The organism is Pseudomonas sp. NPDC087185 (genome assembly GCF_044744955.1).
Classification (GTDB): domain Bacteria; phylum Pseudomonadota; class Gammaproteobacteria; order Pseudomonadales; family Pseudomonadaceae; genus Aquipseudomonas.
On the sequence record NZ_JBIUZK010000003.1, the window covers coordinates 652119 to 667777 of the forward strand.

Annotated in this window: 12 protein-coding genes; 5 read left to right on the forward strand and 7 right to left on the reverse strand. The window is 64.7% G+C overall.

The window, feature by feature from the left end; genetic code table 11:
• Window positions 1–6 precede the first annotated feature (6 nt).
• The 4 genes from ACIPIJ_RS13270 (at window position 7) to ACIPIJ_RS13285 (ending at window position 7014) form a co-directional block, all read left to right on the forward strand.
• On the forward strand, window positions 7–924 hold the full coding sequence (locus ACIPIJ_RS13270; RefSeq protein WP_401077159.1) for a LysR family transcriptional regulator: 918 nt from the start codon (window positions 7–9) through the stop codon (window positions 922–924).
• Window positions 925–1055: 131 nt separating this feature from the next.
• Window positions 1056–3122: a maltose alpha-D-glucosyltransferase gene (treS, locus tag ACIPIJ_RS13275; RefSeq protein ID WP_401077161.1), complete on the forward strand. Its 2067-nt coding sequence runs from the start codon at window positions 1056–1058 to the stop codon at window positions 3120–3122.
• Window positions 3123–3236: 114 nt separating this feature from the next.
• The gene (locus tag ACIPIJ_RS13280) at window positions 3237–6221 is read left to right on the forward strand and encodes an autotransporter domain-containing protein (protein ID WP_401077163.1); all 2985 of its coding nucleotides are present in this window, start codon (window positions 3237–3239) and stop codon (window positions 6219–6221) included.
• Between the two features lie 175 nt (window positions 6222–6396).
• A complete protein-coding gene (locus ACIPIJ_RS13285) occupies window positions 6397–7014 on the forward strand; it encodes a riboflavin synthase subunit alpha (RefSeq protein WP_401077165.1) in 618 nt (205 codons plus the stop codon).
• Here the strand turns inward: ACIPIJ_RS13285 and ACIPIJ_RS13290 are convergent, their stop codons facing one another.
• The 5 genes from ACIPIJ_RS13290 to ACIPIJ_RS13310 all read right to left on the reverse strand — a co-directional run bounded on the left by ACIPIJ_RS13290 (window position 7015) and on the right by ACIPIJ_RS13310 (window position 12342).
• Window positions 7015–7719 (reverse strand): SDR family oxidoreductase, encoded by a 705-nt coding sequence (locus ACIPIJ_RS13290; RefSeq protein ID WP_401077167.1) that lies wholly within the window; start codon window positions 7717–7719, stop codon window positions 7015–7017.
• A gap of 197 nt (window positions 7720–7916) precedes the next feature.
• Window positions 7917–9419 (reverse strand): glycine betaine/L-proline transporter ProP, encoded by a 1503-nt coding sequence (gene proP, locus ACIPIJ_RS13295; protein ID WP_401077169.1) that lies wholly within the window; start codon window positions 9417–9419, stop codon window positions 7917–7919.
• Window positions 9420–9733: 314 nt separating this feature from the next.
• Entirely contained in the window at window positions 9734–10708 is a 975-nt protein-coding gene (gene hemB, locus ACIPIJ_RS13300; RefSeq protein ID WP_401077170.1) for a porphobilinogen synthase, read from the reverse strand.
• A 220-nt stretch (window positions 10709–10928) separates the two neighbouring features.
• Window positions 10929–11822, reverse strand: a complete 894-nt coding sequence (locus tag ACIPIJ_RS13305; protein ID WP_401077172.1) for a PA4780 family RIO1-like protein kinase — start codon at window positions 11820–11822, stop codon at window positions 10929–10931.
• A gap of 88 nt (window positions 11823–11910) precedes the next feature.
• Window positions 11911–12342 carry a multidrug/biocide efflux PACE transporter gene (locus tag ACIPIJ_RS13310; protein ID WP_401077174.1) on the reverse strand — a complete coding sequence of 144 codons (432 nt, stop codon included), beginning with the start codon at window positions 12340–12342 and terminating at the stop codon, window positions 11911–11913.
• 94 nt (window positions 12343–12436) lie between these two features.
• Here ACIPIJ_RS13310 and ACIPIJ_RS13315 point away from each other — a divergent pair, with 94 nt between their 5' ends.
• On the forward strand, window positions 12437–13291 hold the full coding sequence (locus ACIPIJ_RS13315; protein WP_401077176.1) for a LysR family transcriptional regulator: 855 nt from the start codon (window positions 12437–12439) through the stop codon (window positions 13289–13291).
• 5 nt (window positions 13292–13296) lie between these two features.
• Here the strand turns inward: ACIPIJ_RS13315 and ACIPIJ_RS13320 are convergent, their stop codons facing one another.
• Together ACIPIJ_RS13320 and ACIPIJ_RS13325 are read right to left on the reverse strand one after the other, a co-directional pair.
• Window positions 13297–14193, reverse strand: a complete 897-nt coding sequence (locus ACIPIJ_RS13320; protein WP_401077177.1) for a DUF2950 domain-containing protein — start codon at window positions 14191–14193, stop codon at window positions 13297–13299.
• The gene (locus ACIPIJ_RS13325) at window positions 14190–15545 is read right to left on the reverse strand and encodes a DUF3300 domain-containing protein (protein WP_401077179.1); all 1356 of its coding nucleotides are present in this window, start codon (window positions 15543–15545) and stop codon (window positions 14190–14192) included. Before ACIPIJ_RS13325 ends, ACIPIJ_RS13320 begins: the two co-directional genes overlap by 4 nt.
• Between the last annotated feature and the right edge of the window lie 114 nt (window positions 15546–15659).

Sequence of the window (15659 nt, forward strand, 5' to 3'; positions counted from 1 at the left end):
ATTCTCGTGTCGTTGACCTTGCGCCAAGTCCGTTATTTTGTCGCCACCGCCGAGATCGGCCAGATTTCACAAGCGGCGATCCACCTCAACATTTCCCAGTCGGCGGTGACCACCGCAATCAAGGAGCTGGAGGCAATGCTGGGGGTGCTGTTGTTTCAGCGCTCGGCCCAGGGCATGAACCTGACCGACGCGGGTCGGCACTTTCTCAACCGTGCCTATGTGATCCTGCGCAGTGTCGACGACGCGCTCAACAGCCCGCTGCCCGACGTGCGCGCCAGTGGCCTGCTGCGCCTGGCGGCGAGCTACACGGTGATCGGCTACTTCCTGCCGCACCACCTGCAGCGCCTTGAGCACTGGCACCCGGATGTAACGCTGGAGGTCCACGAGCAGGAGCGCAGCGCCATCGAACAAGGCCTGCTGGAAGGCCGTTTCGACATGGCCGTGGTGCTGACCGCCAACCTCACCCACCCGGACATCGTCTCGGAAACCCTGTTCAACTCCGAGCGTCGGCTGTGGCTGCCCAGCCACCATGCACTGTGCGAACGCTCAGCCGTCAGCCTGGCCGATGTCGCCCGTGAGCCGTTCATCCTGCTCACCGTGGATGAAGCCGAGCAGAGCGCCATGCGTTACTGGGAATTGGCCGGCGAACGGCCCCGCGTGCGCGTGCGCACCAGCTCGGTAGAGGCGGTGCGCAGCATGGTTGCCAATGGCAGCGGCGTGGCGATCCTGTCGGACCTGGTGCATCGGCCCTGGTCACTGGAAGGCAAGCGCATCGAAACCGTCACCATCAGCGACCCGGTAACGCCCATGAGCGTGGGGTTGGCGTGGCACCGCGAGCGCGCGTTCAGCCCAGCGATGCAGGCGCTGCGCAACTACTTCCACGATGCCTTCCTGGCGCCGCAGCAGCTGTCGGCCCGGCGTTGATCAGGGGTGGCTGCACGGTTGCGGTGGGAGCGGGTTTACCCACAAAAGGGCCGTCACTGACGTCAGCCGAACGTTCAGCGTGCAATGCCGTCATACCTTGAGCCGGTGCCGACACGCAGAGAGGACGCGAAATGACTCAACCCGACCCGTCATACGTCAAGTGGCTCGAAGACCGCTCCATGCTCAAGGCCTCGCAGGAGCGGGCGCGGCTGTACTCCGGCCAGTCACGCCTGTGGCTCAACCCGTACGCCGAAGCCCAACCGCGCCGCGCCACCGATATCGCCTCGGTCTGGCTGACTGTCTACCCCGACGCCATCATTGCGCCCGAAGGCTGCTCGGTGCTCGCTGCACTGGCCCACGAAGCCTTGTGGAAGCGCCTGTCGGAAATGGGGGTGCAGGGTATTCACACCGGCCCCATCAAGCAATCCGGCGGCGTGCGCGGGCGCGACTTCACGCCCAGTGTCGATGGCAACTTCGACCGCATCAGCTTCGACATCGACCCCCTCTACGGCAGCGAGCAGGAGCTGGTGCAGATGAGCCGCATGGCCGCCGCGCACAATGCCGTGACCATCGACGACCTGATCCCCTCGCACACCGGCAAAGGCGCGGATTTTCGCCTGGCCGAGCTGGCCTGTGGTGCCTACCCCGGGCTTTACCACATGGTCGAGATACGCGAGGAGGACTGGCCACTGCTGCCCGACGTGCCGCCAGGCCGCGATGCAGTCAACCTGCTGCCGGCGCAGTGCGATGAGCTCAAGGCGCGCCACTACATCGTCGGCCAGTTGCAGCGGGTGATATTCTTCGAGCCTGGCGTCAAGGAAACCGACTGGAGTGTCACGCCGCCGATCACCGGCGTCGACGGCAAGACCCGGCGCTGGGTGTACCTGCACTATTTCAAGGAGGGCCAGCCGTCGCTCAACTGGCTCGACCCAAGCTTTGCCGCCCAGCAAATGATTATCGGCGATGCCCTGCACGCCCTCGACTGCCTGGGCGCGCGCGGCCTGCGCCTGGATGCCAATGGTTTTCTCGGGGTCGAGACCCGCGCCAGCGGGACCGCCTGGTCGGAAAGCCACCCGCTGTCGATCGTTGGCAACCAGATCATCGGCGGGATGATCCGCAAGGCCGGCGGCTTCAGCTTCCAGGAACTCAACCTGACCCTGGACGACATCGCGCAGATGTCCAAGGGTGGCGCCGACCTGTCGTATGACTTCATCACCCGCCCGGCTTACCAGCATGCCCTGCTGACGGGTGACACCGAGTTCCTGCGCCTGATGCTCAAGGAAATGCATGGTTTGGGCATCGACCCGGCGTCGTTGATTCACGCCCTGCAGAACCACGATGAACTCACCGTCGAGCTGGTGCACTTCTGGACCTTGCACGCCCATGACATGTATTTGTTCAAGGGCCAGACCCTGCCCGGCAATATTTTGCGCGAGCACATCCGTGAAGAAATCTACGAACGCCTGTCCGGTGAGCATGCGCCCTATAACCTGCGCTTCGTCACCAATGGCATCTCCTGCACGACCGCCAGCCTGATCACCGCCGCGCTGGGCATCCGCGACCTGGAGCAGATAGGCCCGGCGGATATCGAGCTGATCCAGAAGGTGCACCTGTTGCTGGTGATGTACAACGCCATGCAGCCGGGTGTGCTCGCGTTTTCCGGCTGGGACCTGGTCGGCGCCCTGCCACTGCCGGCTGAATCGGTGGCGGACAAGATGGTGGATGGCGATACCCGCTGGATCCACCGTGGCGGCTACGACCTGGCCGGGCTCGCGCCGCAGGCCGAGGCGTCGGTACGCGGGATGCCCCGCGCCCGCTCGCTGTACGGCAGCCTCGACAGCCAGCTGGAAAACGCCGATTCGTTTGCCAGCAAGGTAAAGAAACTGCTCGCCGTGCGCCAGGCCTACGGCATTGCCAGTAGCCGCCAGGTGCTGGTGCCCGAGGTCAGCAGCCCAGGTTTGCTGGTGATGGTGCACGAGCTGCCGGCCGGGCGCGGCATCCAGATTAGCGCGCTGAACTTCGGCCAGGAGGTGATCGCCGAAGAGCTGCTGCTGACCGGTTTCACGCCGGGCACGGTGGTGGACATGATCAACGAGACGGTCGAGGGCGACCTGACCGAGGATGGGCGGCTAGTGGTGAACCTGGACCCTTATGAAGCGCTGTGCCTGAGGATCGTGAACAGCAGTGGCCATGTCTGAGCAGGTTACGCCTTCTTCGCGGGCCTGCCCGCGAAGACGCCGGCACTGACTCCATAAAACCGTAATATCCAATGGCCATATTGGGCGCCCCTGAACAATAACCACGGTCGCCCAATGCCCTTCACGCCCACCCGCCTGGCCCTGTGCATCGCACTGGCCTGCGCCGCCCTCGCCCCTGCCGCACTGGCCAAAGACTATCTGATCAACAGCGCCACTACCGACACGCTGGAACTGAAAAAGTCAGACACCCTCAAGGTCACCTCACAGGGCAGCATCGTGGCCCGCGACGACGACGGCGTGATCCTGCCCAAACACACCAGCGGCGCCACCCTCAGCGTCGACAACGCCGGCATCATCCGCTCCACCGACGGCCGCGGCATCGACACCAAGGACGAGGGTGAAGACCTCAGCCACTATGTGATCACCAACCAGGCGGGTGCACAGATTCTGGGCACCAACGATGGCCTGCGCTTCCAGACCAACCCGACGGCGGGCGGCAGCCTGCAGATCGTCAACGCCGGCACGATCGAATCGACCGTCGAAGGCCAGGCCATCGACCTGGAAACCCTGAACAATCCGGCCTTCACCACCACCCTGGTCAACCAGGCCAGCGGCGTGATCCATGCGGTGGGCAACGACGCGATCAAGACCGGCTCCAACGCCACCGTGACCAACTACGGGCTGATCTACACCGACACCGCCGCGCAGGACAAGAATGGGCTGGACCAGAAGTACGACGGGATCAAGATCGGCACTTCGACCGGCGTCACCGTGCATAACTACGGCACCATCAGCGCCGACCGTCATGGCGTCGACCTGAAGACCGACGCCACCCTCTACAACTATGCAGGCGCCAGCATTACCGGCCGCAACGGCTCGGGCTTCGGCTCCGACGGCAGCGGCACGGTGTACAACTACGGCACCATCACCGGTGCCATCGCCGACCGCAAGCTCAACGGTGACGGCGATGGCGTCGACATCGACCTGATCGGCCACATCTACAACGCCGGCACCATCCAGGGCCTGGGCGCCAAAGGTGTCGACAGCGGCGGCCGGCCGAACGGCAGCGAAGGCATCGCCATGGGTGGCGGGACAATCGTCAACACCGCCAGCGGCGTGATTCGCAGCGTCGACAACGGCATCCTGGTCGACGACGGTGCCGAGGGCGCCGGCGTAGCGGCCACCCAGATCAGCAACGCCGGCCGCATCGAAGGCGAAGGCGGTTTCGGCATCAAGCTGATTGGCGACTACGACGACACTGTGATCAACAGCGGCAGCATCAGCGGCGGCGATGGCTTGGCCCTGAGCATGGGCGCAGGCAACGACAGCCTGGTGATCGAGACCGGCGGCGTGTTCAACGGCCTGGTCGATGGCGGTGAGGGCAATGACAGCGTGACCCTCGACGGTACCGGCAGCTTCGGCAACAGCCGCAACTTCGAGACGCTGCACGTTACAGGCGGCAGCTGGACCCTGACCAGTGTCGACGACTTCAGCCAAGGCGGCGTGGTAGCCAGCGGCGCGACGCTGGTCAACCAGGGCAGCATCCTGGGCCAGATGCACGTTGAACAGGGTGCCACCTATGCCGGTGGCGGCGCGGTCGGCGGCCTGCAGGTTGACGGCACCCTGCAGACCCACACGGGCCTTGGCGTGGCCCAGGTCAATGGCGACCTGAGTTTCGGCCAGGGCGCAAGCCTGGTGTACGGCGTGAATGCCGATGGCAGCAGCGCACCGATCGCCGTCAGCGGCACCGCCAACCTCGGCGGCGCCACCCTGCGCGTGCAGCCAACCCCTGGCCAGTACCCGTGGCAGAGCCAGTACACGGTGCTGACTGCCAGCACCGTCAACGGCACCTTCGCCCAGGTGACCAGCGACTACGCCTTCCTCACCCCGACCCTGAGCTACACCAGCACTTCGGTCGGCCTGGCCTACACACGCAACGACATTGCCTTCGAGCACTACGCCCAGACTGGCAACGGCGCAGCGGCGGCCCGCAGCGTCGGCAGCCTCGGCCAGGACAGCAGGCTGTACAACGCGGTGCTTGGCAGCAGCGCAGCCAGCGCCGGTAACGCCATCGAACAACTGGCCGGCAGCAATACCGCCAACTTGGCGGCTGCCACCCTGGCCGGCACCACCCAGGTGAGCAGCAGCATGCTCGGCGCCCTGCAATCGATGGGCAGCAGCGCTGGCTTGCAGGTGGGCCTGAACGAGGGCGAAAGCCCTGCCCTTGCCGCCACTGGCGTGCCACGCGAGGCACGCAACCTCAACGACCCGAACGCCCAGGGCCGCCTCTGGGCCCAGGCCCTGGGCAGCTACGGCAAGGTCGATGGCAGCCACAGTGCCAGCGCGCTGGAGCAACGCACCGGCGGCGGCGTACTGGGTGTCGACTGGGCACTGAGCGGCGACTGGCGCCTGGGCGTGCTGGGAGGCTACTCACGCACCCGCCTGGACAGCACCGGCCTGGACGGCACCGTGCGCAGCTGGCATGCCGGCGTGTATGCCCAACGACAAAGCGGCCCGTTGGCCCTGCGCCTGGGCGCGGCGTACAGCCGCCACGACGGCGACAGCAAGCGCGAGGTGGCCTTCAGCGGCTTCGACGAGCGCCTGAAGGGTGACTACGACGCCGACAGCCAGCAGGCGTTCGTCGAACTGGGCTATGCCATGGGCAGCGGCCGCCTGAGCGCCGAGCCGTTCGCCAGCCTGGGCTACCAGCGTTATCACCGCGACAGTTACGCAGAGGAAGGCGGTGACGCCGCGCTGGCGGTGGATGCCGATACCCAGGACAACTTCAGCAGCTCCTTGGGGGTGCGCGTGGCGCATCTAGGCCAGCTGGACAACGGCATGAGCCTGACCCCGCGCGCGAGCCTTGGCTGGCGGCACACGTATGGCGGCCTCGATAGCCGCACGCGCCAGGCGTTTCTGGCAGGGGGTGATGCGTTCAGTGTCGAGGGGAGCGCGATCGACCGCGACAGTTTGCTGGTCGAGGCAGGGCTGGACCTTGGGGTGAGTGCGCGGCAGACCCTCGGGTTGGGGTATAGCGGTGAGCTGGGCAGTAATAGCCGTAACCATGCCGTGGTTGGGCAGTGGCAGTTGAGGTTCTGACCCCTCTCGGTCCTGACTGGCCTCATCGCCGGCAAGCCGGCTCCCACAGGTTTTGCAGCGCCGCGAACTCTGTGGGAGCCGGCTTGCCGGCGAAGGGGCCCGAAAGCACACTTGCATTCCCAGCCTTACGGGCATAGTTTCCGGGCATTCATTTTTCGAGCCCAGGAGCCTCTCCATGTACACCGGCATCGTCCAGGCCGTTCGCCCTCTGCTTGCGGTAACCACCTACCCGGGCCACAACCAGTTCACCATCGACCTCACCCCCGAGCTGCTCGAAGATCTGAAGATCGGCGCCAGCGTCAGTGTCGAAGGCACTTGCCTCTCGGTTACCGAAATCGACGGCACCCAGGTGAAATTCGACGCCATGACCGCCACGCTGGACCGCACCAACCTGCGCTTCTTCAAGGCAGGCCAAGGCGTCAACATCGAGCGTTCGGCGAAGATGAACGCCGAAGTCGGCGGCCACCTGATGGCCGGCCATGTCGCCACCACCGCCGAGATCGTCGAGCTGTCGATCAAGGAAACCGGCGCCTTCATCACGTTTCGCATGCCGCCTGAGTGGGCCAAGTACGTGTTCCCGCGGGGCTTCCTCGGCGTCAACGGCTGCAGCCTGACCGTGGCCGACGTGGAAGGTACGCTGATCACCATCAACCTGATCCCCGAAACCCTGCGCCAGACTACCTTCGCCCGCTACCAGGCCGGCGAGCTGATCAACATCGAAGTGGACCACCAGACCTTGGTGCTGGTCGACGTGGTGGAGCGCACGATCAAAGGTACCCTGGCGCGCACCTGATCAGACGCTGCGGGTGATGCCGCCGTCGACCTTGATGTTCTGCCCGGTGATGTACGCCGCGCCATCGCTGGCCAGGAAGGCCACGGTGGCGGCGATTTCCTCGCTGCTGCCGTAGCGCTTGAGCGGCACGCTGTCGCGGCGCTCGTCGGTGGCCGGGAGGCTGTCGATCCAGCCCGGCAGCACGTTGTTGATGCGGATGTTGTCGCCTGCGTACTTGTCCGCAAAAATCTTGCTGAACGCCGCCAGCCCTGCACGGAACACTGCCGAGGTGGGGAACATCTCGCTCGGCTCGAAGGCCCAGGCGGTGGAAATGTTGATCACCACCCCACCCTGTTGACGCTGCATGATCGGCGTCACCAGGCGGGTCGGGCGGATCACGTTGAGCAGGTAGGTTTCCATGCCCTGGTGCCAGTCTTCGTCGCTGATTTCCAGAATCGGCGCGCGCGGGCCGTGGCCTGCGCTGTTGACCAGCACGTCAATGCGGCCCCATGTGGCGACCACGGTATCCACCAGGCGCTGGATATCGTCATTGGACTGGTTGCTGCCGGTAACACCGATACCGCCCAGCTCCTCGGCCAGTGCCTCGCCCTTGCCCGACGACGACAGGATGCCGACCTTGAAGCCGTCGGCAGCCAGGCGCCGCGCCGCCGCTGCGCCCATACCGCTCCCCCCCGCGATCACGATTGCTACTTTTTCGATGGACATGAAGCCTCCTGGTCAACCATTCAGTGTGCGTGAGTGATCGGTCCAGACTAGCACCGTGCCTGAGTGGGCAGAGAGCCAGGAAAGCTTCGTCTTTACGATAGAAAAACTATTGGCCAGCCAGGCTCGCCAGCTGCCTTTCAGGAAGTCTGATCGGTCCGGCAGCCCTATCGTTTATCTACTGGATGGGTAGCCCACCGCTACTCGATACGCGGATGCTGCTGCACCAGCAGTTTGCGCTTGGCCTCCAGTTCCTCGATCTGCGTGTCGATGTCTTCGATCTTCTGCTCGATGTTGTCGTGGTGCTCCTGCAGCAGCTCGCGGGCTTCTTCGATGTCCGAGGCGGCCGGCGCAGCGCCGCGCAGCGGCTTGTTGGCGGTTTCCTTCATGGTCAGGCCGGTGATCAGGCCGACGGCGGCAATCACCATCAGGTAGTAGGCCGGCATGTACAGGTCGCCGGTGCTTTCCACCAGCCATGCGGCCAGGGTTGGGGTCAGGCCGGCGATCAGCACCGAGATGTTGAAGGCGCTGGCCAGCGCGCTGTAGCGGATGTGCGTGGGGAACATCGCCGGCAGCGTCGACGCCATCACGCCGATGAAGAAGTTGAGCATCACGGCGATGATCAGCAAGCCGGCGAAGATCACCCCGAGCACGCCGCTGTTGATCAGCATGAAGGCCGGGATGGCCAGCACGAACAGGCCGACGCTGCCAACGATGATGAACGGGCGCCGGCCCCACTTGTCGCTGAGCAGGCCGATGATTGGCTGCACGAACAGCATGCCGACCATGATCGCGATGATGATCAGCACGCCGTGGTCTTCGCTGTAGTGCAGGTTGTGCGACAGGTAGCTGGGCATGTAGGTGAGCAGCATGTAGTAGGTGACGTTGGTGGCGATCACCACGCCGATGCAAGTCACCAGGCTGCGCCAGTGCTGGGTGGCGACTTCCTTGAACGACACCTTGGGCCCGGAGGCCAAGCCTTCGCGGTCACCTTGCTCAAGCTTCTCGACATGCTGCTGGAACGCCGGGGTCTCTTCCAGCGCGTGGCGCAGGTAGAGGCCGATAATGCCCAGCGGCAAGGCCAGGAAGAACGGCAGGCGCCAGCCCCACTCGAGGAATTTTTCCTCGCCGAGGAAGGTGGAAATCAACACCACCACACCGGCGCCCAGCACGAAGCCGGCTATCGAGCCGAAGTCCAGCCAGCTGCCGAGGAAGCCCCGCTTGCGGTCCGGCGCGTATTCGGCGACGAAGATCGAGGCACCGGTGTACTCGCCCCCCACCGAGAAGCCCTGGGCCATTTTCGCCAGCAGCAGCAGGATCGGCGCCCAGATGCCAATGGAGGCGTAGGACGGTATCAAGCCGATGGCGAAGGTGCTCAGCGACATGATCACGATGGTTGCGGCAAGAATCTTCTGCCGGCCGAACTTGTCGCCCAGGGCACCGAAGAACAGCCCGCCCAGCGGGCGGATCAGGAACGGTACCGAGAAGGTGGCCAAGGCCGCGATCATCTGCACGCTGGGGTCGGCGTTGGGGAAGAACACCTTGCCCAGGGCATAGGCGACGAAGCCGTACACGCCGAAGTCGAACCATTCCATCGCGTTGCCCAGCGCGGCGGCGGTGATCGCCTTGCGCATCTTGGCGTCGTCGACGATGGTGATGTCTTTCAAGCCGATCGGCTTGACGCTTTTCTTGCGAGATTTCATGCCTGTGTCCCTTCACTTGACGGTTCACCCCTGACCAGCAAACGGCTGGCTAGTGGCTCTAAGGCATCAGATACAACGGGACACTAAATAATTCAGCGCTTACTGATTTTTTGTGTATTAGGCCACCGTGTATGCCGTCGTGCCCAAGCTGTTCCCGGACCTGTGGTCGGGGCTGGCGCTGCTGGGCCAGGGGGGCGTGGGGGCTCGCGGGTGCTGGCGCCAGAGACCCAGTCGCTGAGCTTGAGGGAAGCGGCAGTGCTTTAAGCGCTCGCTTCAGGCAAAAAAAAGCCGCTGCGGTTGCAGCGGCTTTCTTATCAGATCCCGTCGCGCGCCAGGTCCATGGCGAAGTACGTCAGGATCAGGTCGGCACCCGCTCGCTTGATCGCGCCGATGCTCTCGCGCACCACACGCCCTTCGTCGATGGCACCGGCCAGGCCGCCGAACTTGATCATCGCGTACTCGCCGCTTACCTGATACGCCGCCAGGGGCAGGCGCGAAGCAGCGCGGATGTCGGCGATCACGTCAAGGTAGGCACCGGCCGGCTTGACCATCAGCACGTCTGCGCCTTCCTGCTCGTCAAGCAACGACTCGCGCACGGCCTCGCGGCGGTTCATCGGGTTCATCTGGTAGGCCTTGCGGTCACCTTTGAGCACGGTGCCGCCCGCTTCACGGAACGGGCCATAGAGCGACGAGGCGAACTTGGTGGAGTACGCCATGATCGCAGTGTCATGGAACCCGGCGGCATCCAGTGCACCACGGATCGCCTGGACCTGGCCGTCCATCGCCGCGGACGGCGCGATGAAGTCGGCACCGGCGGCCGCGGCGATGACCGCCTGCTTGCCCAGGTTGGCCAGGGTGGCGTCGTTGTCCACGCCGTGGTCGTGCAGCACGCCGCAGTGGCCGTGGCTGGTGTATTCGCAGAAGCAGGTGTCGGACATCACGACCATTTCCGGCACGCTGTCCTTGCAGATGCGGGCCATGCGCGCGACCAGGCCGTTCTCGTTCCAGGTGTCGCTGCCGGTGGCATCCAGGTTGTGTGAAACGCCAAAGGTCATCACCGACTTGATGCCGGCACGGGCATAGCGCTCGATTTCCTGGGCCAGCAGTTTCTCAGGGATGCGATTAACCCCCGGCATGCTGGAGATCGGCACGAAATCATCGATGCCTTCCTCGACGAAGATCGGCAGGATCAGGTCTTCGAGGCGGAATTCGGTCTCCTGGAAGATCGTGCGCAGGGACTCGTTCTGGCGCAGGCGGCGGGGGCGAACGGAAGGAAAACGGTTGGACATGACAGCTCCAGGAAATATGGACGGCGTACACCTTATGCCTGTTGCGCGCCAGTGAAAAGGCCAGGTGACGAGATTGTGTCTTGCGTGGCGGGTAATAGCCGGAATATGCGGTGGCTGATCTGGCCTCATCGCCGGCAAGCCGGCTCCCACAAGGGACCGCATCGCGACGCAACCCTGTGGGAGCCGGCTTGCCGGCGATGAGGCCAGTACTGCTACTACATTACTGCAACCAAGGCGGTGGTGGCTCTTCGCCCTTGACCGGCCCATGCTCGGCTTCTGCCAGGGCAGCCCGGCGGCGGGCATCATCGAAGCGCGCGGCTTCGATCTCGCGCATTACCCCGCCCACGTCCGCTTCGTGCTCGTCATCGGCGAATTCGCCCGTCAGCGGGCTGTCCACGCGCAGCTCACCCGCTTCGTACAGTGCCCACATTTCCTGGGCATAGCGGGTGTCCTTGAGCTCCGGCGCAAAGCGCCCGAAATAGTGGGCCATATTCCCCACGTCGCGCTGCAGCATGCTGAACGCATGGTTGTTGCCTGCGGCATCCACCGCCTGCGGCAGGTCGATGATCACCGGGCCATCAGGGCCCAGCAGCACGTTGAACTCGGACAGGTCACCATGCACCAGCCCGGCACACAGCATCAGCACGATCTGGCGAATGACGAAGGCGTGGTACTCACGCGCTTCTTCGGCCTCCAGGTGCACGTCGTTCAGGCGTGGCGCGGCATCGCCATCGGCGTCGGTGACCAGCTCCATCAGCAGCACACCGTCCTGGAAGTCAAAAGGTTTGGGCACTCGCACACCGGCGTTGGCCAGGCGGAACAGCGCCGCCACTTCGGCGTTCTGCCAGGCGTCCTCGGCCTCTTTACGGCCATACTTGCTGCCCTTGGCCATGGCCCGAGCCTGGCGGCTGTTGCGCACCTTGCGGCCTTCCTGGTACTCGGCGGCCTGGCGGAAACTGCGTTTGTTGGCCTCTTTGTAGACCTTGGCGCAACGTACCTGGGCGCCGCAACGCACCACGTAGACGGCTGCTTCCTTGCCGCTCATCAAGGGTCGCAACACTTCGTCGACCAGTCCGTCTTCAATCAGCGGTTCGATTCGTTTTGGCGTCTTCATCAGGCTTGTGTTCGGGGTCCTGTCTGGCCTTATGGCTGGGATGGTGGACATCCTCTCACAGCCTGATGCGACTTGCTCGTTTGTCTGCTCAGGCGGCGGCCCGGCGCTGCAGCATCACGTGCCGGGCCCGGTCGAACGCCCAGTTATAGACCACCGTGTAAGGCAGGATGATCACGAAAAATCCCAGTTCGACCATCAGCGCCTGCCACAACGAAATCTCCAGCATCCAGGCCGCCACTGGCAGGCACAACACCACCAGCCCCGCCTCGAAGCCCAGGCCGTGGGCGAACCGGGTGGACGCCCTCCACTGGATGCGTGGGGTGTGCACGAAGCGGTCGACCAGCAGGTTGTAAAGCATGTTCCAGCCCATCGCGATCAGCGACAAGGTGACGGCCAGGCCGCCGGCCGTGGCCAGCGACTTGCCCATGATCCAGGACAACAGCGGCGCACAGAGCAGCACGGCAAAGACTTCATAGCCAACGGCATGGACTAGGCGTTCTTTGAAAGCGACTTTTTTCATGGCAATTTCCATCCAGATAATGACCTCGTGCTTCACATTTTCTTTGATGGAACTGATACTCACCACATAGCACCTATCGGTTTTATCAATACCCATGCGCTACTCGCCCGAAGCCCTCGTCGCCTTTGTCGAGGCCGCCGCCCTCGGCTCGTTCTCCGCAGCGGCGCGCAAATTGCGCAAAAGCCAGTCGACCATCAGCATCGCCATCGCCAATTTCGAGGCGGACGTGGGCTGCCCGTTGTTCGACCGCGCAGGCCGCCACCCCACGCTCAACGCAGCGGGCCGGCAGGTGCTGAGCCAGGTCGAGGCTATCCTCGATGCCAGCGCCCGGCTCGATGCCCTGGCGGTGCGCCTGGCCGAGCAGATAGAGCCACTGGTGTCGGTGGTGATGTCCGACAGCTACAGCGTGACCTTCCAGGGCGCGGTGATCAGCCGCTTTGCCGAAAGCTACCCGCACACCGAACTGCGCTGCGGCCCGGCCGAGGACGCCGATGTGATCGAGATGATCCAGCAGGACATGGCGCACATCGGCATCCTCGCCGCGCAGCCGCAGTACCCCGCCGACGTTGCCGTGGCACGGTTGCCGGAACAGGCGGAGTTCGCGGTGTATGTCGGCACCGGGCATCCATTGGCCAGGCGGGCGGCGGTGCAGCCGCAGCACCTGGAGAATGAGCGTCAGCTGTACATCAAGACCTACGCCCCCAGCCTGCACCATGGGCGCGGCCAGGCATGGTCTGCGCCGGATTACCTGACGTTGCTGGAGTTCGCCGTGCGCGGGTTTGGCTGGGCGCAATTGCCCAAGGCGCTGGTATCGCGCTTTGGCAGTGGCCTGGTGGAGTTGCCGGTGGCGGGTTACCCGCGCCGGGTCGCCATGGATGTGGCCTGGTCAAGCCGACACCCACTCGGGCCCGCCGGGCAATGGCTGGTGCAACAGTTGCTGGCGCACTGAGCGCCTCAGTCACTGGCGTCGGCAGCCACTTCTTGCCAGCTGTCATCCGGGTCGAAGCGCTGCATGGCCTTGGCCAGCTTGTCGCCCTGCGGCCCCAAGTCTTTTTCGAATACCTGCCCGTCATGGCTGACCATGAAGCTCATCACCCCGGTGTCATCGTATTTGGCTGGCCAAGCGACCATGGCGAAGCCACGGCTCATCTGCGAACCGATCAGGTAGCTGTAGGCACCGCCCGGGGCTGAAGGGCCTTGGCCATCGAGGATGCGAAAGTGGTAGCCGTACCAATCGTCACCGACCACGTCCTGGCCGAACAGCGGGCCCAGCGGGCTGACCTGGCCGCCCGCCTCCCCTTCCCAGAACAGGCCGTCGTGCTTGCCCGGCGTGCTGAATATCTGCTGGGCGTACTCCAGGGCGCCGTTGCCGTTGCGGTCCTGCGAGGCGTAGTCCATCTGCGCATCGTGGTAGGCGAGCAGCGACTGCACGGCCGCAAGCTCATCGCGGCCGATGCGCCGTGCGCGGATCTCGGCGCTGCCGGCCTTGAGGTCAAAGCGCCAACCGTCGGCGTTGTGGGACAACGGGATGGGTAAGGTCCAGTGCTCGTTGCCGACGGCCAACATGGCCTGGCGATCACCCTGCTTGTCGATCTGATGCTGCTGGCGGTATTGCTGCAGGAACGCATCCACGTCGCTGCGCTGCACGCCTTCGCGGGGGATGTAGGTACGCCAGTCATCGCCCAGCAACTGCGCCAGACGCGCCTGGTCGGCATGCTCCGTGCCCAGCGCCTCGACGAAAGCCTCGACGGCTTTCTCCGGCGTCGGGAATGCCTGCTGAGCCGCAGCCAGGCCCGACCCTGCGCTGCCCAGGGCGATCAGGCACACCGCGAGGATGGTCTTGTTGTTCATCGACGGCCTCCTCCACCGCCGCGGCGCATCGGCGCACTGGGCCGGGAAATAGTGTGCCCTGCGGCACGCGCGGTATTCGGCCGCTGGGCCAGCGACTGGCTGGTGCGTCCACGGTTGACCTGGGCCGTGGTGCGCGCCGGCGAACGCACGCCCTCGAAGGCATTGTTGCGCGCCCGCCCTGCACTGTTGTTCGGCCTGTTCTGCAGTGTTTGGCGAGCCTGTGGGTTGTCGCGGCCGCTCCTGACTTGCTGTTGGCGATCCGTGGTACGCGGGCGGTTGGCCTGGGCTTCTCGCACCTGGTCACGGGCCTGGCGATTGCTGGTGGCCGGCCGTTCGATGCCCGCACGGTCCATCGACGCACGGGCGCGGTCTCGTGCCTGGGCACGCTGGGCGTCGTCACCCCGGAAAGCCGCGCGCTGGCTCGCGCCGTTGAGCTGGCGCCCATATTGCTGGCGGCTGCGGTTATCGCGGTACGGTACGCCGTCGCGGTGCGCGGCGTTGTGCTGCCAGGTGTTCTGGTTGTTGCCGATGCGGTTGTTGGCGTTGATGTTGTTGTAGCGATTGACGTCGATATCGATGTCGTTGCGCCCCCAGTCGCAATCGCCCCACAACGAATTGACGATGGCCACGCCGGTGCCAAAGGCCAACCCCGCCATCAGCGCAGTCCCGGCGTAGTACAGTGGCGACGGTGGGTAATACACCGGCGGCGACGCGGGATAGGCCCAAGTGCCGTAGCTGGTGGACGGGTTGTAGGTGGGCACGTAAACCACCTGCGGGTCGGCCGGTTGGATGATGATGGTGCTGGCGGGTGCACTGCTGGCCGCAGCTGCCGGTGCGGCCTGCACCGTGACGTTCTGGTACTGGTTGCTCTGCAGGTTGCCAGCAGCCTTCGCCTGTTGGCGCAAGCGCTGCACTGCGCCCATCACGTCATCCGGCTGGGCCAGAAACGCATCGCCAAGGCGCTGCACCCACACTGGGTCCTGCCCCAGCACCACCAGCACCTGCGGAAACGCCACCAAGGCCTGCACGCTGGGGTCCCAAGGCTGCTTTGCCACCTGCTTGACGGCGTCATCCCCTTGGGCCTTGGGGTTGGCCTTGGACCAGGTCACGGCTTCGGCCACCTCGCCGGGGTAGGTCGCGGCCATCAGCACCTGCGCCAGCAGCGCATCGGGATACAGCGCGATGGGGGCCAGCATCTGGTCCAGCTGCTCCTGGTTGAACACCGCCTGCTTGGCCGGTGCAGCTTCGGCCGCCGCAGGCGCGGGCGCTGGGGAGGCTTCATCCTGCGCGGAACTCGATGCTCCACTCAGGCACAGCACCGCCGACACCACGCATAGCAATGGCACTCGCATCACAGTTCCCTCAGGTGAAGCCGCGTGGAGCTTAAGCCTAGCAAAGGCTGGCATTTGCACACGGTGCCTGCTCCTATCAATAGTCACTATCGAAAGCGGCAATTTCTACTGGAG